The organism is Campylobacter sputorum, assembly GCF_002220775.1.
Taxonomy (GTDB): domain Bacteria; phylum Campylobacterota; class Campylobacteria; order Campylobacterales; family Campylobacteraceae; genus Campylobacter_F; species Campylobacter_F bovis.
In genome coordinates, this window is record NZ_CP019685.1 from 95,571 (window position 1) to 117,820 (window position 22,250).

Sequence of the window (22,250 nt, forward strand, 5' to 3'; positions counted from 1 at the left end):
ATATTCCGTGATTTTATTTAAATATTACTTATATTTTGCTTAAATTAAGTTATTTATAAGAAATTTTATACAAGTTCTATTTGAGAACCATTTTGAAGTAAAAAAACAAGATATCCATTTATTTTATAATTTGGATATATGTTTTCTAAATTATCAACATACTCTTTTATTTGAGATACATTCTCATCAAAGAATTTTTTTGAACTTTTATAATCAAATACTAAAATTTCTCTGCTATTTTCATTTATAGCAAGTAAATCTACTCTTTTTAAAGCAGATTCAAATGTATAGTCTTGCTCTTTTAAAAGCGTAAAACCTTGCAATAAATTTAAAAATTTCTCATTTTTTATAAGCATTTTTACTCTGTTTTTTATATCTTTTAGCTCAATTTCATCTAAAAGTGATCCGTATCTGTTTTCAAGCATAATATAGGAATTTTGTAAATTTTCTTCATCAAATTGATTCATCATTTCTATCATAAAATGAAGTGCTGTTCCAAAAAGTGCTGATTTAAAATTTAACTCTTTTTCTTCTTGTAAATTTATGAGATTTTGTCTGTTTATGTTTATAAAGTTTATTTTTTCATCTTCTTGAATTTTGTTTACTTTTGTATCTGCAAATTTCGTCATATTTCCTATGATTTTATCTTCTAAGTCAAGAATTTTTACTTCTTGTTTGTTTGATATGTATTTTTTAAATAGTGAAGGTGATTTGCCGTTTGCATCGCTTTTTGCAATTATTATAAGTGAATTTTTGGCTCTTGTAAATGCTACATAAATTTGATTTATTTTATCCTCGCTATCAAGCGTTTTGGATAATGTTTTTAAATTTACAAATTTACTATCTAATTTTTCAAAAACTTTATCATTTAGCCTTATTTCCCAGTTATTATTTGATATATCGTATTCAAACAAAAATTTAGGTAAGTAATTGCTCTCTTTGCCAATCATATCAACAACTATAACATGCTTAAACTCAAGTCCTTTTGAGCTATGAACACTTAGTAAATTTACGCCATCTATGACTTCGTTTATGCTTTTTTCTTTTTCATTTTCTATATTTAAAATAAATTGAATAAAATTTTCATATTTTCCAGCTATTTCAAAAAATCTAAGCATATTTTTATCGCTAAAATCTAGCTTTAACTCTTTTGCCATTTTGTATAAGGTATCTTTTAAATTTAAATTAAAATTTATATCAATTTTGTTTGGAACTTTATCATAAAATGCCCGTAAATTATATAAATAGTAGTTGTCGCTAAAATAACAAAATTTGGCATATTCTATAAGAATTCTTACACATTTTGAATTTATTATCAAAACAGAACTTTGCGATACAGCTTTTATGCCATTGTTTTGTAGGTAAGTTTTTATATTTTTTATATCATTGTTTTTCCAGCATAATATAGCGATTTGATTTTCAGGTATATTGTGCGATTTTAAGAAATTTACTTTATCTAAAATTTTCTCATAAATTTTTTCTTTTTCACATGAGCAAATTTCGATATATCCATCATCTTGATTATTTGGTTTTTGTATTTCATAGTTTTTTATAACATTTTTAAATGTTTCATTTACAAACTCAACTAAATATTTATCGCTTCTATAATTTGTATCTAAGTTGCTAAATTTTATCTGTTTATAATCACTCTTTAGTTTATCACAAAGCTCTTTTTTTCCACCGCGAAATCTGTAAATACTCTGCTTTATATCACCAACATAAAAGAAACTTCCAATTCCATTTTGTCCTATTCCGCTTATACACTCTTCTATTAAGGGCTTAATAATGTTGTATTGAAGGACATTTGTATCTTGAAACTCATCTATCAAAATATCTGTTATTTTAGAATCTAGTCTAAAATAGAGCATTTCACGGTAGTTTTTTGTGTTTGTAAGCTCATAAGTAAGTTTTGAAATATCAGTAAAACTTAGTAAATTTTTATTTTTATTTAGTTCAAATCTTGCTAATTTATATTTTTTAACAATTTCAAATAGTTCTTTTAGCTTATAAGCTTCAAATTCTTTGAAATAATCTTTAGCACTATCCATAAAAGTTTCAAATTTTTCCATAAATTTCTTGTCATCTTTTATTTTTTGAAAGTAGTTTTTTTCTAAATCAACATTTAGTATAAAATCTTTTATATTTTTATCAAATAATTTTATATAGTGAGTGTTGCTACTGAGCTTTATAGCATATGTTTTTAGGTCTTGAAAATTTTGCAACATTTTTTGATCATTTGGAAAATTCGCATTATTTGCAAAATTTATGTCGTTTAAATTTTCATATATTATATTTATCATTTCAAAAAATTCTAGCTGATTATCTCCACTAAATCGTATATATGAGGCTATTTTTTTTATGAGTTTATCATTTGCGTTTTGCACTAAAATATTTGTAGTTTCATCATATAAGCTGTCTGTAATTTCAAAATCTGGCATAAGTCCTAAATTTAGAGAAAATAGCCTTAAAATAGAGCTAAAAAATGCATCAAAAGTTTGTATTCTTAACTCACTTGATAAAAATCTCTCTTTTGTTTTATCACGCAAATTTATGATTTCTTGTTCGTTTTTATTTAGAAGTTTGCAAATTTCATTGAGTTCAGCTTTTTTGGTATGTAAATTTAAAAATGTTTGCGATATGCGAGTTTTCATCTCATTTGTTGCTTTTTTTGTAAATGTTATGGCTAGTATTTTTCGCATATCTCTACCCATTAACACCAAAGCTATGTATCTAACACTTAGTTTAAAGGTTTTTCCACTTCCAGCACTAGCTCCAAGCGCTTCGTAAAAATCTATCATATCAACTCTTTTTTACATATTAGTGTGTATGGACAATATTCGCATTTTGATAAATTTCTTTCAAAATTAACAGGGTTTTGAAATTCAGTTTTTAACTCATCTAGCTTCTCTTTTAGCTCTTCTTTGCTTTTTGTTTTTTGAGGTTTTATTAGTGAAAAAGTATCTTTTAAGTCATAATAATAACTCTCGTTTGCACCGCTTAGAATTTCGTAAAACGCTAGTTGAAAGCTATTTTCTTTTATTTTTCCACTTTTATAGTCTATAACTTCATAATTGCCGTTTTTTACATCTATTCTATCTACGATTCCTTTTAAATTTACTCCATTTATATTAGCGTTTAATTCTTTTTCTAATGCAAATATGCTCCATCCATCATCAAATCTTTGATTTTCGTTTTTTTCAAATATATCAAGAGATAGTAAAATAAGCTCTTTTTGTATTTTATATCTGTTTTTACATTCATTTAAAAATATCTTTTCAAACTCATTTTTATCAAATATTTTATGTTTGTCATAATAATTTTTTAAACTATTATGAAGTATGGTTCCAAATGGTTTTTCGTTAGTATTTAGTGGATATAAATTTTCTATGTATTTGTAAAAATACATTCTTTTGCACTCTAAAAAGCATTCAAGTCTGCTAAAAGAAAGTGGATTTTTAAAAAAATCATGCTTTAGTGCTATCTCATCTTTTTTTAAATTTATTGTATTTGGTTTAAAAAAACAAAGAGAATTTATATAAGATTTTTGTGTATAAACTTCTAAATTTTGATACGAAAGTTCATCTAAAAACCTAGATTTCATACTTTGTTCATCTTCTATGTAAGAAATATAAATATGCTTTGCGTTTCTAAAAAGCTCTTTATAATAAAATCTTTGTAAATTTTCCCTATCAAAATATGTAACAAGACCTGCTTTTTGCCTTATTTGAGAGTTTAAAAATAACTCTCCTATCTCTCTTTTTGGCACCAAATGATCATTAAAACTCACTACTATCACAGCTTCGTATTGTATGGATCTGCTTTCTAATATCCCTTGAACTGTAACTTCGCCACCGCCTGTTATACTAAGAGATTTATTTGCTAATCTTAGTTTTAAAAGCTCTAATATCTCTTTTAAATTTAAATTTTCAAATTTAAGCAGAGAGTTTATATATATTTTCTCATTTTCTATAAAATTTTTACTTTCAAAATCAAGTTGCAAGTTTTCACATAGTAAATTTAAAATATCAGCAAAATTATCATAATCGCAACTATTTAAAAAATATCTCTTTCCTAAATTTAAAATATCATCACTGATATCAAAACCATCTTTAAAATATTTTATGTTATTTTCATCAAATTTACTATCTAAAATATCCATAAAAACAGATAATTTTTGAAAAAAAAGAGTATGTTTAAAGCTAGATCCCATAGCGAAATTTAGCATATTAAATCTATCGTGGATTTTTAAAACTTCACTAAAACTTTCATCTGGAAGTATGACTGCGATATTGCTTGGGTTAATTCCAATATTTACTAGATGTGAAATTCTCTCAAAAACAAAAGCACATTGAGTAGAGTATAAATCAAATTTACTAACATATATATGATTTAAATTTGGTAAGGCTTTTGAGTTTATGATACATTTTTTGTTTAAATTTATCTCATATAACATATTTTCTTTTAAATTTAAGTTGTATAATTTTTCAACTTTTTTATATGTTTTTTGATTTAAATTTGTTGCTTTTAGTTTTATAATAATTTCGCAATAAGATGATATTTTTGTAATCAAATCCCATTCAAAATTACTTAGCACGCCATCTATATTTATAAAAATCTGGCTAAATCTTTTTACATAAGTCTCATTTATCTCATATAAATTTGGTAGTGTAATATCATCATATAGTTCGTTTTTTTCAAGCTCATTTATATAATTTTTATAAAGCTGATTTAGTATTTTTAAGTGCTCGTCAAAATTTGCGTATGTATCATAATTTTGTAGAGACAAAATTTCCACACCTTCGTTTGAAAGTTCTTTAAAAAATGAAAAAATATAGTCGCTATTTTTTAAAAATGCAAAAAATTCCTTTGGAATTCCAAGCTTATCATGTAAATTTTGTGTATTTTTACAAGCTTTTTTCATTAAAAGCAAAGCACTTATATCGCTTGCTTTTTTTCTATTTTTTACTAAGACTATATTTTTTTCAAACTCGCCTATAGTGATTGCTTTTGGAAGTAGAGAGTTTGTTTTTAGATGAGATTTTATAAATTCTCTTATAGCTCTAGTTGTGGAAAATACATATAGATTAGTTTGCATATAGCTCGTATTTATAAAAACTTATGGAATCTTTTGAGCTTGTTAGCTTTAACATAAGTTGCCAGCGACCTATTTTATCGGGACTTATAGATATATCAAATTCATCTTCTTTTGTCACTATATCTAATTTTTTATTAAAATCATTGGTATTTGGCTTAGTTAGTAAAGCTTCTATGGTTATATCATTTATAGATTTATTAGATTTTGGAGTTAGTTTAAAAGATAATAAATTTTCTTTGTTTATTTTTATATCTAAAACCTCAAAAGTTTGATTTGTATTTGGGTTTTTGTATGTTCTTAAATTTAAATCTTTTAATTTGAAATCAAATTCACTTTTAAATTTTTTATCTTTTTGCTGTATATCAAAGAAGTTGTTTTCAACATTTTGATATTTTTCAAAATAAAAATTATCCATATGAACTGGGTTTTTAGTGCCAATTATGATGGTTATAATGCAAGCAATTATGATAGCACAAAGTGAAAGTGCTATACCGTAAGGCCAAAATGTTTTTTTATTTTGCATATTTTTTCCTAAATTTATAGTATAAAAATGCAAAAACTACAACCAAAATTCCGCAGTAAAATATAGCTCTAAATACATTTATGGTATTTTTATTTGAGTTTCCAATAGCATTTTTAAGTTCTATTTTTCTATATTGAGCTATTTGCTCTACAATATCTGCATATCCATTAAGTAAGGCTGCATCATAAGATGGAGCACTATCTTTTTTTGTATTTGCAAGGATTGGTATTATCGTTCCTCTTCCTGGAATTACACTTAAAATTTGCTCTTTGTCAAATTCTTTTAAAAGTTCTTTATTACTTTCATAAATATCAACTAAGTGATCTTTTTTTACTAATGATAAAATAACATAAGGTTTTTTTATATTTGATGCATAGGAGAGAGTTAAATCTTTTAATTTTTTTCCATTTAAGCTATCTATGGCTACAATACCAACAAACACTCCGCTTTTTGAAAGCATTTCATTACCAATAGATGATATTTTTTCGACCAAAGGAGCTTTTAAAATTTCATCATTAGCTAAGACAAATTCATCTGCATTTAAGATAGTAGAAAAAAAAAGAGTAACTATAAAGCTACTCTTTATCAATATTTTAATCACAATTTATCCGACAAATAGGTGATTTGGAGTAAGAACTGCCCATGCACAAACTACCGCTGATACAATAAGTCCTATAACTATAAGATATTCAAATACACTTGACATTTTTTCTCCTTATTTTATAACCATATGTTTTTCGCTGTCTTTGCTGAATTTTTGTATATTTTCAGCTTTTTCAAGACTATATGGTTTTTGCATAACACTTTGTTGCTGAGCAATTCCAAGATAAGTTAATACACCAAGTATGCTAAGAAGCAAAACGGTTGCGATAAGCATTCCTGTTATTCCGTGAATTGAAAAAATACTTCTATTTTGATTTTCCATTATTTAGCTCCTTATTTTGAAAGCGAAAGTATATATTCGCTAACAGCTTTTTTCTGCACTTCGTTTAATCTACCATCTGTAAATGCAGGCATATTTCCTATTATACCTTTTTTACCTCTTTGTAATACATCTATCACAAACTCGCTTGAGCCGTATTTTGATAAATCTGGAGAAGAACCTTCCATACCTTTTCCATCAATTCCATGGCAAGTAGCACAATTTGTTTCAAATACAGTTTTTCCTTGAGCTATTATATCAGGACTAGCTGAAGTTGATTTTATAGATGAAATTTCTTTTACCACATAAGCAGCTGCAGCTTTTGCGTCAGCTTCGCTTACAAGATCAGCTGGCATTTCTCCAAGCGGATAGTTAAGACCTTTAGAGCCTTTCATTAAGCTGTGAACTATACCCTCTTCACTACCCCATATACTAAGATCCATTGCTTTTGAATCCATTCCATTGCCAAGAATTCCGTGACAAGGTGAGCATTGAACAAGGAAAATTCCCTCACCCATAGCGTGTAAAGTTTTTTCATCAGCATTTGCAAATTTAGTTTTAAATTTATCATTTGCTATAGATGTTTCTTCGTTATATTCACCGATTTGTGAGTATGAGTTTAGAGGATATCCTACCAAAAAATACCATATTGTCCATACAATAAGTGCAAAAAAAGTAACAGCCCATCCCAATGGAAGCGGATTTAAATATTCGCCTATTCCATCCCACTCATCACTACTAAGCTCAGAGTCTGGTCTTTTTTCTTTCATTTGCTTCATATATAAACCAACAACAAATACTGTTAATATTATTATTGCTATGGCACCAATTATAGAAAGCAAATTTATGTTGTCTTCTAAGTTAAACCATTTCATATTTAATTCCTTGTTGTGTTATTGTTTTGATTTTGGGAAATAGGCTCTATTGGTCTTTCGTTTAATTCATCATCAAGTGCCAATTTAGAGTATTTCTCATAGTTTCTTCTTCCTTTTTTTTCAGATTTTATAAGATGGTAAAAATACCCATATAAAACTACAACTAAAAACACTATAAAGAAGAAATATCCATAAGCTTGTAACTCTCTTAAAGTCTCTATTTCCATAACAAAACCTTATTTTAAGCTATTAAGGTAAGCAATAAGAGCTACGATTTGTCTTATCTCACCTCTTGCAAAAGCATCTTTAACATCTTGATCTTTCATGTCATTTACTATTGCTTCAGCCTCGGCTTTTACTTGTGCTTTAGCTTCGTCCCAAGTTCCAAGTTTTGGCATTCCTTCCATATCGTAAGGAACATTAAAGGCTTTTTTAACAGTTAATGCTTCAGCATATGCAGTTTCTATGTCTGCATTTTTGCTAAACATATGCTTATAAGCTGGCATTAACGAGCCTGGAACTACTGAAGTAGGATCTTTCATATGATTTTCGTGCCAATCTGTAGTTCTATAATTTCCAACTCTGAAAAGATCTGGTCCAGTTCTTTTTGATCCCCATAAAAATGGTCTATCATAAGCGTATTCACCACTTTTTGAATAAGCACCATATCTATCAGTTTCTGATTTAAATGGTCTAATAAGTTGTGAATGGCAAGCATTACAGCTATCTTTTATATAAATATGTCTTCCTGCAAGTTGCAAAACAGTATAAGGTTTTCTACCTTCAACTGGTCTTGCTCTATCTGCAAAATCAGGTAAAATTTCTACTATACCAGCATAAGCTATTACTACAAAAACAGCAACAGCAAAGAAAAATGGATGTTTTTCTAACCAATTAAACATGTTTAACTCCTTATGCAGCCATAGGCGAAGCATTGCGTGGTTCGCTTGCTAATTCTTTATCTGATGAAACTGATTTTATGATGTTGTATGTAAACATGAAAAATCCTATAAAATAAAGAAGTCCACCAATAGCTCTTATCCAATAATATGGCACCAAAACAGTAACTGTGTCTATAAATGAGTATGCTAAATTTCCAAACTCATCTGTAGCTCTCCACATCATTCCTTGTGTTATTCCTGCTATCCACATTGAACTGAACCATAAAACTATACCTGTTGTTTGAATCCAAAATTGTGCTTCCATTAAAGATTTTGAGTAAATTTCTCTTTTGAATATTCTTGGAGTCATATGGTAAAGTGCCGCCATTGTCATAAATCCAACCCAACCAAGTGTTCCATCATGAACATGTCCTGGAATCCAGTCTGTAAAGTGAGCTAGTGCATTTACTGATTTTATAGAAAGTATTGGACCTTCAAGAGTTGAGAACATATAAAATGTTGCAGCAAGCATCATAAATTTGATTAAAGGATTTTGTCTTAATTGACTCCATTCGCCTTTCATTGTAAGAAGTATATTTATAGCTGAACCCCAAGATGGAAGTATAAGAACAACAGAAAAAATTGATCCCATTGTTTGCATCCAATCTGGAACGGTTGAGTATATAAGGTGGTGTCCGCCTGCCCATAAATATACAAACATTAATCCCCAAAATGAAAATAATGATAGTTTATAACTAAATATAGGTTGACCGCTTTCTTTTGGCAAGAAATAGTAAATTTGAGCTATAATTGCAACAGTGAAAACAAATGCAACAGCATTGTGCCCCCACCACCATTGAACTAATGCATCATTTGTTCCAGCATACATAGAAACTGAATGCAACCAGCTTCCCATTCCTGTAAGGAGTCTTGTAGGAATTTCCATATTGTTAAAAAGATAAAGCATTGCAACGCCAAGGAAAGTAGCTATATAATACCATATTGATATATAAAGTGTTTTTTCTCTTCTTATACCAATAAGCCCAAATATGCTTATACCCCACAATACCCAAACAAGAACAACTAATATATCTATTGGCCATTCAAGTTCTGCATACTCTTTTGATGTTGTAACTCCAGCAAAAAGAGAAACTACAGCAAGAAGTATAACCACTACATAAAGTATAAAATGTAGTTTTCCTATAAACATCAAAAACGGAGATTCATTCATAGATACCTTAAGAACTCTTTGACCCAAATAGTACCAAGTAGAAAAGATACCAGATAACATAAATCCGTAAACAACTCCATTTGTGTGAAGTGGTCTTAAACGACTAAATGTTCCATATTCGCTTGCTAGATAGTTAAGATCTGGATAAGCTAGTTGAAAAGATATAATAACACCAATCAACATGCCTATAATACCAAATACTATCGTAGAAATTAGGAACATTTTAGCGACTGTATAATCGTAATTCAATGCAAATTTTGGCTGCATGAAAATCCTCCTTATAATTTTATGTTACATTTTTATAACATATTTTGGTAATTATATATTAAAAAAAATACAAATAAACTTAAATTATTTATATTTTGTTAAATAGTTAAAATAAAATATAACTTTTTATTTATAATCCATTTTATATCCAAAGCCAGAAACATTTTTTATAAGATCATTTCCAACTTTATCTCTAATTCTTTTGATAAAAGTTCTAATTGCAGCATCGCTTACTTTTTGGCTAGCCCAAACATTTTTCTTTATATCCTCGTGTAAAACTACAGTTCCAAGTCTTTTGATTAGAAGTGATATAAATGCAAGCTCTTTTTTTGTTAGTGGTATTTCAACATCATCTTTTATTAAAACTCTTTTTATGGTGTGAAAATTATATCCATTGCCAATTTCTATGATATTTAAAGCTTCTATTTTATCTAGTGCTATATGACTGATTGCATTTAAAAATTCTTCCATATCGATAGGTTTTATTAGATATTTATCTACTCCAAAATCAATTGCTTTTATAAGTTTTTCTTTGTCGCTATATGCACTAAGAACTATTACTGGTATATCTTTTGATATTTTTTTGATCTCTTTAGTCATGCTAAGACCATCCATTATTGGCATTGTTATATCAGTAACAACTATATTTGGATTATATTTTTTAAATTTCTTGAGCCCTTCATCGCCATTTTGCGCCATTATAATATCGCGAAATTTATCACCAATGGCATATTGCATAGATTTTCTTATATCATCTTCATCTTCTACAAATAGTAAAGTGAGATCTTTTAATAATTCTGTGTTCATAAATTTCCCTTTTTTAATTTTATTTCAAAACAAGCACCATTATCAACATTTGTAGCTTTTATGCTACCGCCCATACCATCTATAATCATTTTACTCATATAAAGCCCAAGACCAGTTCCTGAACTTGGATGTTTTGTTGTAAAATATGGTTCAAAAATTTTACTTAGCAGCTCTTCTTTTATTCCGCCACCATTATCAATTATTTTAAGTATTATATCATTTTCATTTGTATTTAGTTTTATTTCTATAATTTTTTCAGACTTATTTAAATTTTTAAGAACATCTTTTGAATTGTTTATCAAATTTAAAATAACTTGTGTAAGTTCGCTTTTATAACCTAATATATAAGCATCTTCTAAATTTGATATTTTGATTTGAATATTTTCATTTGTTAAAGTTCTTTTTGTTATAAATAGTGCGTGATCTATAGATTCTTTTAACAAAAATACCTCTCTTTTTTTATCCGCTTTAAAAAAATTCATAAAATCATCTATCGTTTTTGACATACTTTTTATTATAGTTTTTGAATAATTATAAATTTGCTCAAATTTGTTACTATTTGATACATTTTCTTTTAAAGTAAATAAATTTATGCTTAATTCGTTTAAGGGTTGTCGCCATTGATGAGCTATATTTCCTATCATTTCGCCCATTGATACAAGGCGGGATTGTTGAAATATAAATTTGCTTTTTTCTTCATTTTTTCTAACTTCTTGATCTATGATATTTTGCAAGTTTTTATTGATATTTAAAAGCTCTTTTGTTTGCTCTGCCACTCTTTGTTCTAGGCTATCGTTTAGGTTTTTTAACTGAGTTTGAGTTTCTAATAATTTTTGATTAAGAAGTATAACATCAGTTACATCATGTCTAATAGCAACAAATTCCTCTATATCCCCATTTGTATCTAGTATGGGTATTATCGTTGCATTTAGGTAAAACTCATGTCCGTTTTTTGCTCTATTTTTTATGATACCTTTATATACTTTTTTTGATAAAATAGTTCGCCAAAGATTTTCAAATACCGATTTTTCTACATCCGGATGTCTAATGATATTATGATTTTTACCTATTAATTCATCTTTGCTATATCCACTTATCTTACAAAACTCATCATTAGCAAAAGTTATAATGCCATTGACATCTGTTTTTGATACAATATTGCTCTCATCTATAGCATCTTGGTATTGTTTAAGTTTTAAATTTACATTAAGCATTGACAGCTATAAATCCAGTATAAGATAGATAAAGTCCAAACATTATCATCAAAATGCAGCTGATATAGTGCATTGCTGTTTTAAAATTATCACTAATTACTCTAGATAGAAAAGAAAAACCAAATAGTGCTGGTAATGTGCAAATTCCAAAAACAAGCATTATTAAAATCGAATTTATAATATTTCCACTACTTATCGCCATTGCTGCAAAAAAATACACTATTCCACAAGGTATAAGTCCGTTTAAAAATCCAAGCACTCCAAATGCTTTTAGTGATGAGAGACCCATATAGTTTTTTATTTTAGTTTTAAACACAGATGTAAAAATTTTATCATTTTCTAGCATTTTAAGCAGTTTTCCTCTTTTTAATAAACTTACACCTATTAAAACCAAAAACATTCCAAGAGCAAAATACAAATATGCTCTAGTTTTTAAAGAAAGTGCAAAAAGTGATCCAAATGCTCCAAAGCACGTACCAATCAGGACATAAGCTAAAATTCTATAAAAATGATAAGTAAAAACATATAATGGTCTTTTTGACTCATTGATATTATTTAGCTTCATATTGTAAGCTATAACAAATCCCCCACACATCCCAAGACAATGCCCAAAACTTGCAGTAAAAGATATCATAGCTACATTTATGAGTTCAAAAACACTCATAAAATATCCAAAAACTCTTTAAATATATACTTGCTTTCATTTGGTCCACTACTAGCCTCAGGGTGGTGTTGAACTGAGAAGATTTTTCCGCTATTGTATCTCACGCCCTCTATGGTTCCATCAAAAAGATTTCTATGTGTAATTTGAGCTATCTCGCTAATGCTTTCAGGAACATTATAGTTATGATTTTGTGTTGTAATCTCTATACTTTTTGTTTGTAAATTTATAACAGGGTGATTTGCACCGTGTTGTCCAAATTTAAGTTTATAAGTTTCATACCCATGAGCATTGCTTAAAAGTTGGTGTCCAAGGCAAATTCCAAACATAGGAATATTTGCTTTTATAAGCTCTTTGATTTGAGCTATTTCATCTTTTAGCATTTTTGGCTCACCTGGTCCGTTACTTAAAAATACGCCTTGAATTTCGCCTTTTTTAAATTTATCTATCAAAATTCCGGCTTTTACATCATGTGGATAAACTTCTACTTCTATACCAACCTCACAAAGCTCATTTAGTATATTTTTTTTACAGCCATAGTCGATAACTGCTACTTTTTTACCTTCTGAATTTAAGGCATTAAAGCTTTTTTTATCATGATTCCAAGCGGCTTGGTTATGATAATATGAGTTTTTTGTGCTAACTAGCTTTACATAGTTAATTTCATCTATCTTTGCCGAGGCTAAAAGTTCTTTTTTTAGCTCTTCTTTATCACTTATAGTTGTAGAAATAATAGCATTTAAACTCCCATTATCTCTTAAAATACTAGTAAGATATCTTGTATCTATGTCATAAACTCCTATCTTGTTTTGTTCTTCAAAAAATTTTTCTAGTGTTTTTTGTGATCTGAAATTTGATGGCGTGTTGTTAAATTTACGCATAATAACGCCACTTGCATAAATTTTTGAACTCTCCATATCATCTTCATTTATACCAACTATGCCAATTTCTGGCATTGTAAAAACTATGAATTGACCAGCATAGCTTGGATCGCTCATTATCTCTTCATAACCACTCATAGAAGTGTTAAAAACCATTTCACCACAAACGGTCCCGCTTTTTCCAAATGCTTTTGCTTTTAAGTAGACGCCATTTTCAAGATAGATATATGCATCCATTAATAAAATCCTTTTTTACTTAGCTCTTCTTTGTATAATTTTTCAAATACCAAGTCATACTCATCGGTTCCTGGTATTAACTTCTTTTTATAATTTTCTATCTTTTTTAAAACTTCATTTTCTACATCGTCATAACTTTTTATATAAGCTTCAATAGAACTATAAATAATATTTTTTATCTTGTTTTCAGAAACATTATAATCAATAACGCCTTTTTTCCATAATGTTTCTAAAATTTCCCTTGAAACATTGCTATATCTATCATCGTAAGATAAAGTTACATCATATTCATCTGCAAGTTTTTTCTTAACAAGCCAAAACATACTTTTTCTATCTATATTTCTTTCATCCATTTCGCTTTCGTTTTGTGCTAAAAGTTCATTAACTCTTTCTTCTAGTGCTCTTTCTTTTGCAATATCTGCATTTAATATCTGCGTTGCAATCTGTTCTATACGCTCGGTTCCGCCATTTATAGTTACCATTTTTGAATTTAAAAGATCTAGTGATATTTTTCTTGATATATAAGGTGTGTGTGGTTCTTTGATACGCATTATTAAGCCTTTTTTAGATGTATTGTAGCTTAAATTAGGTAAAAAAATGTTAAAATTTATGAATTTAAAATAGAGTTGGTTGTATAAATTTCTTTATTTTAAATGTTTTTCTACTTATCTCACACTCTCCGTATTTTAAGATAGCTTGCAAATGTGAGTTTGTGCCATACCCTTTATGTTTTTTATATCCGTAGTTTGGATAAATTTTATCAAAAAGTATCATTTGTCTATCCCTGCTAACCTTTGCTAAAATGCTTGCGGCTGAAACCTCTTTTATCTTAAGATCGGCTTTTACTATAGTTTTTATGCCACTAACTCCGTAATTTAAATTTCCATCATAAATAATATCGCAATCTTTAAATTTATCTCTAAAAACTACTAAAGCTCTTTTTAAACACTCACTAAGTCCAAAATCATCAATAAATTTAGCATTAAAATACACTATAAGATATTCGCTGTTTTTAATAATTTTTTTAAACAACTCTTCTCTTTTTTTGGGAGTTAATTTTTTTGAATCAGTAAGCCCTTGTATGTCACTATGTAAAACACAAGCTGCAATCACAAGTTCGCCGGCTAATGCACCTCTGCCAGCTTCATCTATACCGCAAATCATATATTTTTTTTATTATAAAGCACAGAACCAATAAACGCAGCTAATATAAATGCAAAGCCTATGGTTCCAGTTACAATTTCACTTACTTCGTGAAAAACTTTAAAAAACATTATGAGTGCTAGGCAAAGTATCGCATAGTGTGCACCGTGTTCAAGGTATATAAATGAATCTAATGTTTTTTTCTTAACCAAATATATCGTTATACTTCTTACAAACATAGCTCCTATGCCAAGTCCAATCATTATGATAAATATATTTTCACTTAGTGCAAAAGCCCCAATTACTCCATCAAAACTAAAACTAGCATCTAGAGTTTCAAGATATAAAAATCCCATAAGTCCGCTTCTGACACCACCTGAACTAAATTTTTCATTAAAACTACTTATAATTATATGTAACAAAATAGCACTAAAATAAGCAATAGCATATGTTGAATTTTCTGTAATCCAAGTTATAAGAATTCCAACTGCGATGGCTATAATCACGCTTATGCTCTGGATACTAGATGTAAATTTAGTTAACGGGTTGTTTTCTAGATGTTTAATCCAATGGGTATCTTTAGCATCATCAAAGAAAAATTCATTAAAAACCATAAGTAAAAATCCGCCACCAAAGATATAAATTTCGTTTTTATGATTTGAGAGTATTTCATGGTATTTATCAGGATTATTTAGTGCGAGCATAAATGTTTCAATCATTCCTATTTTAGCAGCAATAGATACTATTAGAATTGGAAAAATAAATCTCATTCCAAAAACAGCTATAGGAATTCCCCAAATTATAAATCTTTGTTGCCAAACAGGGGACATATTTTTTAGCACTTTTGCGTTTACAACAGCATTATCAAAACTAAGACTCACTTCTAAAATACCCAGTAAAAAACAGATATAAATAGCACTAAATCCACCTATATAATAAGACAAAATAAGACCAATGGCAGTAATTATAAAAGATGAGTAAAAGTATTTCATATCTAGTTATTTTTCATTGTATAAAATGGTTTTATTATTTTCAAATGGCGGGCCTTTTTGTAAAATCAGTGTTATTTCTGATGCAATTTTAGGATCCATTTTTGCCATCACTGTTGAAATTTTTTTAGGTGGAAGGGCATACATAATAGTTGCTGCTTTTATAGCACCCATTTGTGTTAAAACATCAGCTGCTGCTTGATCTTTCATTTTAGAATAAGCTTCTGAGACTTTATCGGTTGTCATATTTTTCAGTTCTTTTAAAATTTCTTCATTTTTTTGGACAATTACTTGTATCTCTTTTTTTGTATTTTCTACTTTTGTCATTGTTGCGTTAATATCAGCTTCTTGTTTATCTAGTAAAGATTTTTTTTGTTCATTAAGAGAATTTAAAGATGCCTTGTAAGCTTCTAGAGCTTGTTTTGCTTCGTCTATTTTTTCAAGTTCTTTGATAAGTTCTGATTTTCTAGCTTCAAACAGTGTTGTGCAATCAATTGAATTACTATTTTGTGCTTGTAGATTCAAAAATATCAATATTAATAAAATTATTATATTTTTCATAGATTTTCTTTTGAGTATGCAAATCTTTGAGTTGCTATCTCATCTAACATTATTTGCTCTTGTTTTTTAGCTTTTAGTATGGATTTTTTGATTTCTTCTTCTTCAAGATATTTTATCTTTTCATAATCCAAATAAGCTTTTTTGTAAAGATGTTCAAAGTGCATAATTTCCTTGTTTGTTAAATTTATCTTTTCGTTTAAATTTTGTTTTTGATTTTTATAAGTGTTTAATATAGCCAAATTTGAATTAAGTTCTATACTATTACCTTTTTTAGGAAATTCGTGATCTGAAATTTGTTTTATTAGATCATTTATTTCGTTTTTTAACACTGAGAGTTTGTTTCGTCTTTTGGTAAGGTCTATTTCGATTTTTTCTAGTGCTTGTTTTTTTACTTTTAAAATTTGGCTAAATTTAGTATCTCTCATAATATTATAGTATCATTCCTATCTGGACTAGTCGATATTATGCCTATTTTAACACCGCAAAGTTCTTCTATGCGTTTGATATAGTTTTTTGCATTTTGCTCTAAATCATCATATTTTCTAATTCTAGCAACACTTTTCCAGCCATCGACTTCTTCATAAATAGGTTCTACATTTTGTAAATCAGATGGAACATAGTCTATTATCTTGCCTTTATATTTGTATGCTTTACAAATTTTAATCTTTTCAAACCCGTCTAAAACATCTAGTTTCATTAGAGCGTATTCATCTACGCCATTTAATCTTGATGCGTATTTTACAGACACAGCGTCAAACCAACCACATCTTCTTTTTCTGCCTGTTGTTGTTCCATACTCTTTACCAACTTCACACATTGTTTCACCACTACTACTTAAATCTTCGGTTGGAAATGAGCCATTGCCAACTCTTGTTGTGTAAGCTTTAATGATACCTATAACTTTATTTAGTGTTTTTGGATTTAGTCCCAAACCAGTACAAGAGCCAGAACTTATGGTATTTGAGCTTGTAACATAAGGATATGTTCCATGATCTATATCAAGCATAGTTCCTTGTGCACCTTCGATGAGAACTTTTTTATTTTGATCCATTAATTCCCAAAGTAATTTTGTTGTATCAATTATATAAGGCGAAAGTGCTTTGCTGTATTCTTCTATTTCTTTAAAAATTTCATCTTCGTTAGGTAAATTTATATTTAGTGCATCATAAAAATATGCATTTTCTTTAAATTCGGTATATAAGTCTTTTGCTAGTTTTTTAGGATCTTTTAGTTCAAGTGCTCTATGTCCGCTTCTGCTTATTTTATCAGAATATGCTGGTCCTATGCCTTTACCTGTAGTTCCTATAGCTTTATCCCCTTTTAGGTTTTCTTTTGATCTATCTATCAAAGAGTGATGAGTTAGATTAAGATGAGATCTCTCACTTATAAAAAACCTATTTTCTAAATTTGAAAACTGAGCCATTTCTTCTATGAGTGCTTTTGGATTTACAACAACGCCAGCACCTATAATGTTTATAATATTTTTGTGTAAAATACCGCTTGGTATTAGGTGCATTGAGTATTTAATCCCATCAACCCATATTGTATGTCCAGCATTATGCCCACCATTTGCTCTACAAACTACATCATAGTTTTGTGAAAGCATATCGACTATTTTACCTTTTCCCTCATCGCCCCATTGGACACCTACTATTAAATCAGCTTTATTCAATTTAAAATCCTTTTGTTTCAATTAAATTTTCAATCATCACATCTGTAAAAATACAAAAACCACAAGACTTTATGCCACCTATCTCATAACTTCCACCGCTACTTAAATATTTATTGTTGTGTAAAAATCTAAAGAATAGTTTATCATAATATCTCATAGAAGAAAAATAAAGTGGTGCTACGCATATATTTTCATACTTAGAGCCAAGGGCAAGCTCTTTTATCTCTTCTAAAGGTTCTTTTAATTCATTTGGAATTTCTTTTATAAGATTAGTTATATTTTCAGCTTTGCTTAGCAAACAAAGTTTTTCTAACCATGGCTGTTTTTGTGAGTAAATTTTCTCAACTTCAGCTTTTTCAAAAATACTTATATCTAAATTTAAAAGAGAACAAACAAGTTTTGGAATTTCCATATTGCTTATCTGTAAATACGGTTTAAGATCAAATTCTTTAAATAAATTAATAGCTATTTCTACGCCTATATTTAAATCATTTTGCCCAAAAATTTCAGCACCTATTTGATAAATTTCTATGCTTGGATATTTAAAAACAGGTTGTATATAAAACCATCTGTTTTGTTTAGTATCTTTTAGTCTTCTTTGGACTATTCTTGCAACATCTATGGTGCTATCAGCTCTAAGACTTATTTCATTGTTTTGTATGTCGCTAAAACGTATAAGCGATGAGTTTTCAATACTAAGATCTTGATGATATGAAAAATACGGAGTTAGTATCTCGCTAAAACCTTCTTTGCTTAAAAGATTGCTAGCAATATGTTCTATTTTTCTTTTTAGTGAGGCACTTTTTCCAAAATAAAGTCTACTTCCTTTTGGTATTTCGTGTTCATAAATTTTAGATTTCATATCACTCATATTATCTCCATTTTAAAATGTTATGATACTATTAATTAACAAATAAAAGGCTGAATTTACTATTTGGTATTTTCACTTATAGTGTGAAAACTTATAACATAATTTTTTATATTACCAACCTCATCTTTTATCTTAGTTACGCTAAACATAGATAAAATAGAACTATCATCGGCTGCTTTTATCCATAAAATATCCCTATAATAATCAGTATGCCTTATATAATCTAGCACTTTTTTGTATTTTTTGATATCGTTTTTAGCAGATTTTAAAATTTTTAAATTTTGTCCTATTATATTTTGATATCCAAAAAAATTATCAAAAGCCTTGTTTGTTTCTATTATGTTGCTTTTCTCATCTGTTATAATCATACTTTGAGAGGAATTTAAAAATACTTCTTTATGTAAGATTGACAAATTTGTAAGTTTCTTTTGAAAATCTATATCCATGAGTCCACCATAAATAATCAAAGGCTCTTTATTTTGATCTCTTGTGATAATTTTACCTCTTAATAAAACCCAAATTTCTTTGCCATCTTTTCCTATAACTCTAATCTCTTCTTTAAAAAAGTCTTTTTTATTGTTTGCATGTTCGCTTATAGAATAATCTAGTTTTTTAAAATCATCTTCATTAACGAGTTTTTTAAATGAATTAATATTCATACTTATAACTTTATCTTTTGTATTTAAATCGAATTTTGTAGATAGATTTTCGCTAAATGAAATAATATTTGTTTTTAAATTTATTTCAAAAGTTATTATGTTGCAAGACAATATTAGATTTTTGTATTTTTGTATTTGGTGTTCAAAATTATTTTTTTGTTTTAAAATATCTGCATAATTAATAGCATATATGATAGTTTGTATAGATTGTTTTTTGTTTTTTATGATTCTAAAAAATAAATTAAACCAAGTGTATGTTCCATTTTTATGAAGAACCCTGCAAGGTTGTTCAAACTGAGTATTTACACTATTTATATGAGTTAATCTCATATTTGTTTTAAAAATACTTATGAGTTTGCTTACATCATCTGGATGTAATATTGTGTAAATATCAAAATTTTCATTCATTATCTCTTCTTGCTCATAGCCCAAAATTCTACTTACAGTATATGAAACAAAATTAACTTTTTTAAGGCCTCTATCGCTAAAATAAAATACGGTAAATGGTGATATATCTAAAATTTGATGTTCTTGTTTTATGCCTTTTATCAAATTTGTTTCGTATGTTATGTCTCTTGCGATTACTATTTGATACATTTTATTTTGTATTTTTGTATAACTTGTCTCGACTAAAACATCTTTTATACTCATATCACAGAGTATATGTTTAGCTTTAAAAATGTGTATTTTTTTATATGGATATCTAAGTTTTTCTAGTTCAAATTTATTTTCAGGAGTTATATCTATATCAAAGATAGTTTTGTTTAAAAGAGCTTCTTTTTTATATTTGTAAAATTTAATGGCACCCTTGCTAGCATCAATTATACTTCCATCATATGCATTTATCATTAATATAATCAAAGAGCTTTGGTTAAATATATAGTTATCTTTATAATATGCGTCTTTTAAAAAATGTCTTATATCTTTATATTTTTTATACATATATGATATGTCGTCTAAAATTTCATTGAAGTCTTCATTTTTAGATTTGTAACTTATGATATCTTCTTTTTTTATGTTAAAATTTCTTATGTTTTTTATCATATTTTTAAGATTTTTTATAGGCAAGAGCAAATTTGTTTCAAGAGATTTTATAGTAAGCTTCATAGCTATAAACATAAGTATAAAAAAGCTTATCATAAGAATAACTATAAAAACAGATGGAGACAATGCATTAAATAAATTAAAATTATATAGTAAAATAAAGTGATATTTTGGATTTTTTGTAATTTTGTAGATTATTAAATCTTTTTTTGTATTTAAATTTATGCCAAATGAGTTTATTTTTGTTAAACTGCCTAAATATTCGTAAATACTGCGATAATTCATTGTTTTTATATCTTCTTTAAAGATAGCATTTCCGCTTGAATTTAATAAAATAGTGTTTTTATCTAAAATTTTATTTTCATTAAAATATTCATATAATTTTTCTAAATTAAATTCTCCAGCAAGATATCCATCCATATTTTTTATTATAAAAAATATGGACTTATCTTTATTTTTATATATTTTGGTTTTGCTTATGTGAAAAATAGATTCTTGATTTGGATTTTGCAAAATATACCCTGAGAAATTTGTAACATATTCAGCTTCATTGGTTGATTTGTCGATATTAAGCACATTTCCTTGTTTATCTAGATTATATACAGCTCTTAAATACGGTATTTTCTGAAATAAAAAACTTGTATTAATATCATTTAATTGTGAATTTTGTATATCTTTTATAGTGTTTTGAATAAAAAAAGCAATCAAAGAGTCGCTTTTTTCCAAAGAAAAACTAATCTCTTTAGATATTTCATTAATTTTAAAGATAATGCTAAAAGCAAAAAATAATAAAACCACAATTGTATATATTATGTTGTTTAAATATATATTTCTAATAGCTTTTGTTGATAAAACCATTTTTCGCTTTCAAATTTATTTTTGATTAATACAGTGAGCTATTTTATCTTAAATTTACTTTACTAAATATTATTTAAATCAAAGTTGGCGAGAAGGTGAGAGAATCGAACTCCCCACGAAACAGTCAACTGCCCCGTCCTCGGATTTGAAGTCCGCGAGATTCACCAGAATGCTTTACCTTCCATAAATTGGAATTATATCAGATTTTATATAAATTTTAGTTTGATTTTAGTAAAGTTAGTAAATGGTTTTTGGGGCAGATTATGAGATACATGATTTTATTTTTGGTGCCTTTTTTTATTTGTGCTTGTTCAACTTTGCCGCCTGCTTTAAATATACTTAGTGTTTTTGATCTATATTCTTCGTCACAAGATAGCAGAGATATCTACATACAAACAAAAGATAAAATCATAAAAACAAATATCCAATCACAAATTTTAGCCCATAAAACTCTAAGCAATTATGACATAGATGTAGAAAGTTTTTATGGCGAAGTTTTGTTGATAGGGGAGATAAATACCAAAAATGATGAACAAAAAGCTATAGATATTGCAAAAAGTGTTTCTGGAGTAAATAAGATAAGAACTTTTTTAATACCCAAAAATGCTAATTCTTGCAGTATTTATGAAAATAACTCAATTTTACTTAAATTAAAAAAAGAATTTTATACGGATAATGTGGTTAAAGGTTCAACAATAAGAGTAAATGTGATACAATGTAAAGTTATTTTAAGTGGTGTTGTAAATACAACAAATGAACTAAAACACATAATGTGGTATTCTACTCATGTAGATAATGTAGATGAGGTTTATTCATTCATTCATGTGTTTGAAGAATTAAAAAACAAAAAGGATTAAAT

At 27.7% G+C, this 22,250-nt stretch carries 22 protein-coding genes and 1 tRNA gene; 1 reads left to right on the plus strand and 22 read right to left on the minus strand.

Annotation, left to right across the window (positions count from 1 at the left end; genetic code table 11):
• Positions 1-65: 65 nt before the first annotated feature.
• The 22 genes from CSPB_RS00520 to CSPB_RS08505 form a co-directional block, all read right to left on the minus strand.
• Positions 66-2,798: a RecB-like helicase gene (locus CSPB_RS00520; protein WP_089192724.1), complete on the minus strand. Its 2,733-nt coding sequence runs from the start codon at positions 2,796-2,798 to the stop codon at positions 66-68.
• A complete protein-coding gene (locus CSPB_RS00525; protein WP_089192725.1) occupies positions 2,795-5,095 on the minus strand; it encodes a PD-(D/E)XK nuclease family protein in 2,301 nt (766 codons plus the stop codon). The genes CSPB_RS00520 and CSPB_RS00525 overlap by 4 nt, the downstream gene beginning before the upstream one ends.
• Entirely contained in the window at positions 5,085-5,618 is a 534-nt protein-coding gene (locus tag CSPB_RS00530; RefSeq protein ID WP_089192726.1) for a FixH family protein, read from the minus strand. Before CSPB_RS00530 ends, CSPB_RS00525 begins: the two co-directional genes overlap by 11 nt.
• Positions 5,608-6,219 carry a hypothetical protein gene (locus CSPB_RS00535; protein ID WP_089187685.1) on the minus strand — a complete coding sequence of 204 codons (612 nt, stop codon included), beginning with the start codon at positions 6,217-6,219 and terminating at the stop codon, positions 5,608-5,610. Before CSPB_RS00535 ends, CSPB_RS00530 begins: the two co-directional genes overlap by 11 nt.
• 114 nt (positions 6,220-6,333) lie before the next feature.
• The gene (locus tag CSPB_RS00545) at positions 6,334-6,543 is read right to left on the minus strand and encodes a DUF4006 family protein (RefSeq protein WP_033917053.1); all 210 of its coding nucleotides are present in this window, start codon (positions 6,541-6,543) and stop codon (positions 6,334-6,336) included.
• Positions 6,544-6,554: 11 nt separating this feature from the next.
• Positions 6,555-7,415: a c-type cytochrome gene (locus CSPB_RS00550; protein WP_089192727.1), complete on the minus strand. Its 861-nt coding sequence runs from the start codon at positions 7,413-7,415 to the stop codon at positions 6,555-6,557.
• Positions 7,416-7,417: 2 nt separating this feature from the next.
• Positions 7,418-7,642: a cytochrome c oxidase, cbb3-type, CcoQ subunit gene (locus CSPB_RS00555; RefSeq protein WP_089181820.1), complete on the minus strand. Its 225-nt coding sequence runs from the start codon at positions 7,640-7,642 to the stop codon at positions 7,418-7,420.
• A gap of 9 nt (positions 7,643-7,651) precedes the next feature.
• Complete coding sequence (gene ccoO / locus CSPB_RS00560) at positions 7,652-8,317, minus strand: cytochrome-c oxidase, cbb3-type subunit II (RefSeq protein ID WP_033917050.1); 666 nt, start codon at positions 8,315-8,317, stop codon at positions 7,652-7,654.
• 10 nt (positions 8,318-8,327) lie between these two features.
• Positions 8,328-9,794, minus strand: coding sequence for a cytochrome-c oxidase, cbb3-type subunit I (ccoN, locus tag CSPB_RS00565; protein WP_033917049.1), 1,467 nt, complete (start codon positions 9,792-9,794; stop codon positions 8,328-8,330).
• Positions 9,795-9,920: 126 nt separating this feature from the next.
• Positions 9,921-10,601: a response regulator transcription factor gene (locus tag CSPB_RS00570; protein WP_089192728.1), complete on the minus strand. Its 681-nt coding sequence runs from the start codon at positions 10,599-10,601 to the stop codon at positions 9,921-9,923.
• Positions 10,598-11,815 (minus strand): PAS domain-containing sensor histidine kinase, encoded by a 1,218-nt coding sequence (locus CSPB_RS00575; protein ID WP_089192729.1) that lies wholly within the window; start codon positions 11,813-11,815, stop codon positions 10,598-10,600. The genes CSPB_RS00570 and CSPB_RS00575 overlap by 4 nt, the downstream gene beginning before the upstream one ends.
• Entirely contained in the window at positions 11,808-12,479 is a 672-nt protein-coding gene (locus CSPB_RS00580) for a sulfite exporter TauE/SafE family protein (RefSeq protein ID WP_089192730.1), read from the minus strand. The genes CSPB_RS00575 and CSPB_RS00580 overlap by 8 nt, the downstream gene beginning before the upstream one ends.
• Positions 12,476-13,594, minus strand: a complete 1,119-nt coding sequence (carA, locus tag CSPB_RS00585) for a glutamine-hydrolyzing carbamoyl-phosphate synthase small subunit (protein WP_089192731.1) — start codon at positions 13,592-13,594, stop codon at positions 12,476-12,478. The genes CSPB_RS00580 and carA overlap by 4 nt, the downstream gene beginning before the upstream one ends.
• Positions 13,594-14,145 (minus strand): DUF507 family protein, encoded by a 552-nt coding sequence (locus CSPB_RS00590; RefSeq protein ID WP_033917044.1) that lies wholly within the window; start codon positions 14,143-14,145, stop codon positions 13,594-13,596. Before CSPB_RS00590 ends, carA begins: the two co-directional genes overlap by 1 nt.
• Positions 14,146-14,209: 64 nt before the next feature.
• On the minus strand, positions 14,210-14,758 hold the full coding sequence (locus tag CSPB_RS00595) for a ribonuclease HII (protein WP_089192732.1): 549 nt from the start codon (positions 14,756-14,758) through the stop codon (positions 14,210-14,212).
• The gene (locus CSPB_RS00600) at positions 14,755-15,729 is read right to left on the minus strand and encodes a DUF475 domain-containing protein (protein WP_089192733.1); all 975 of its coding nucleotides are present in this window, start codon (positions 15,727-15,729) and stop codon (positions 14,755-14,757) included. Before CSPB_RS00600 ends, CSPB_RS00595 begins: the two co-directional genes overlap by 4 nt.
• Before the next feature lie 6 nt (positions 15,730-15,735).
• Positions 15,736-16,287 carry a MotE family protein gene (locus tag CSPB_RS00605; RefSeq protein WP_089192734.1) on the minus strand — a complete coding sequence of 184 codons (552 nt, stop codon included), beginning with the start codon at positions 16,285-16,287 and terminating at the stop codon, positions 15,736-15,738.
• Positions 16,284-16,712, minus strand: a complete 429-nt coding sequence (locus tag CSPB_RS00610; protein ID WP_033917040.1) for a flagellar export protein FliJ — start codon at positions 16,710-16,712, stop codon at positions 16,284-16,286. Before CSPB_RS00610 ends, CSPB_RS00605 begins: the two co-directional genes overlap by 4 nt.
• Complete coding sequence (locus CSPB_RS00615) at positions 16,709-17,959, minus strand: adenylosuccinate synthase (RefSeq protein ID WP_089192735.1); 1,251 nt, start codon at positions 17,957-17,959, stop codon at positions 16,709-16,711. Before CSPB_RS00615 ends, CSPB_RS00610 begins: the two co-directional genes overlap by 4 nt.
• Position 17,960: 1 nt before the next feature.
• On the minus strand, positions 17,961-18,830 hold the full coding sequence (locus CSPB_RS00620) for an ATP phosphoribosyltransferase regulatory subunit (protein WP_089192736.1): 870 nt from the start codon (positions 18,828-18,830) through the stop codon (positions 17,961-17,963).
• A gap of 59 nt (positions 18,831-18,889) precedes the next feature.
• Entirely contained in the window at positions 18,890-21,391 is a 2,502-nt protein-coding gene (locus tag CSPB_RS00625) for a PAS domain S-box protein (RefSeq protein WP_089192737.1), read from the minus strand.
• A gap of 85 nt (positions 21,392-21,476) precedes the next feature.
• A tRNA-Sec gene (locus CSPB_RS08505) sits at positions 21,477-21,574 on the minus strand.
• A gap of 80 nt (positions 21,575-21,654) precedes the next feature.
• Here CSPB_RS08505 and CSPB_RS00630 point away from each other — a divergent pair.
• Positions 21,655-22,248 carry a BON domain-containing protein gene (locus CSPB_RS00630; protein ID WP_089192738.1) on the plus strand — a complete coding sequence of 198 codons (594 nt, stop codon included), beginning with the start codon at positions 21,655-21,657 and terminating at the stop codon, positions 22,246-22,248.
• The last annotated feature ends 2 nt before the right edge of the window (positions 22,249-22,250 follow it).

Bases quoted from the DNA above. Each gene is read 5' to 3' on its own strand.
- CSPB_RS00630 (WP_089192738.1), top strand. From the start codon at position 21,655: ATGAGATACATGATTTTATTTTTGGTGCCTTTTTTTATTTGTGCTTGT.
- CSPB_RS00600 (WP_089192733.1), bottom strand. From the start codon at position 15,729: ATGAAATACTTTTACTCATCTTTTATAATTACTGCCATTGGTCTTATT.
- CSPB_RS00605 (WP_089192734.1), bottom strand. From the start codon at position 16,287: ATGAAAAATATAATAATTTTATTAATATTGATATTTTTGAATCTACAA.
- CSPB_RS00620 (WP_089192736.1), bottom strand. From the start codon at position 18,830: ATGAGTGATATGAAATCTAAAATTTATGAACACGAAATACCAAAAGGA.
- carA (WP_089192731.1), bottom strand. From the start codon at position 13,594: ATGGATGCATATATCTATCTTGAAAATGGCGTCTACTTAAAAGCAAAA.
- CSPB_RS00525 (WP_089192725.1), bottom strand. From the start codon at position 5,095: ATGCAAACTAATCTATATGTATTTTCCACAACTAGAGCTATAAGAGAA.
- CSPB_RS00590 (WP_033917044.1), bottom strand. From the start codon at position 14,145: ATGCGTATCAAAGAACCACACACACCTTATATATCAAGAAAAATATCA.
- ccoN (WP_033917049.1), bottom strand. From the start codon at position 9,794: ATGCAGCCAAAATTTGCATTGAATTACGATTATACAGTCGCTAAAATG.
- CSPB_RS00575 (WP_089192729.1), bottom strand. From the start codon at position 11,815: ATGCTTAATGTAAATTTAAAACTTAAACAATACCAAGATGCTATAGAT.
- CSPB_RS00520 (WP_089192724.1), bottom strand. From the start codon at position 2,798: ATGATAGATTTTTACGAAGCGCTTGGAGCTAGTGCTGGAAGTGGAAAA.
- CSPB_RS00580 (WP_089192730.1), bottom strand. From the start codon at position 12,479: ATGAGTGTTTTTGAACTCATAAATGTAGCTATGATATCTTTTACTGCA.
- CSPB_RS00625 (WP_089192737.1), bottom strand. From the start codon at position 21,391: ATGGTTTTATCAACAAAAGCTATTAGAAATATATATTTAAACAACATA.
- CSPB_RS00595 (WP_089192732.1), bottom strand. From the start codon at position 14,758: ATGATTTGCGGTATAGATGAAGCTGGCAGAGGTGCATTAGCCGGCGAA.
- CSPB_RS00610 (WP_033917040.1), bottom strand. From the start codon at position 16,712: ATGAGAGATACTAAATTTAGCCAAATTTTAAAAGTAAAAAAACAAGCA.
- ccoO (WP_033917050.1), bottom strand. From the start codon at position 8,317: ATGTTTAATTGGTTAGAAAAACATCCATTTTTCTTTGCTGTTGCTGTT.
- CSPB_RS00545 (WP_033917053.1), bottom strand. From the start codon at position 6,543: ATGGAAAATCAAAATAGAAGTATTTTTTCAATTCACGGAATAACAGGA.
- CSPB_RS00550 (WP_089192727.1), bottom strand. From the start codon at position 7,415: ATGAAATGGTTTAACTTAGAAGACAACATAAATTTGCTTTCTATAATT.
- CSPB_RS00555 (WP_089181820.1), bottom strand. From the start codon at position 7,642: ATGGAAATAGAGACTTTAAGAGAGTTACAAGCTTATGGATATTTCTTC.
- CSPB_RS00570 (WP_089192728.1), bottom strand. From the start codon at position 10,601: ATGAACACAGAATTATTAAAAGATCTCACTTTACTATTTGTAGAAGAT.
- CSPB_RS00530 (WP_089192726.1), bottom strand. From the start codon at position 5,618: ATGCAAAATAAAAAAACATTTTGGCCTTACGGTATAGCACTTTCACTT.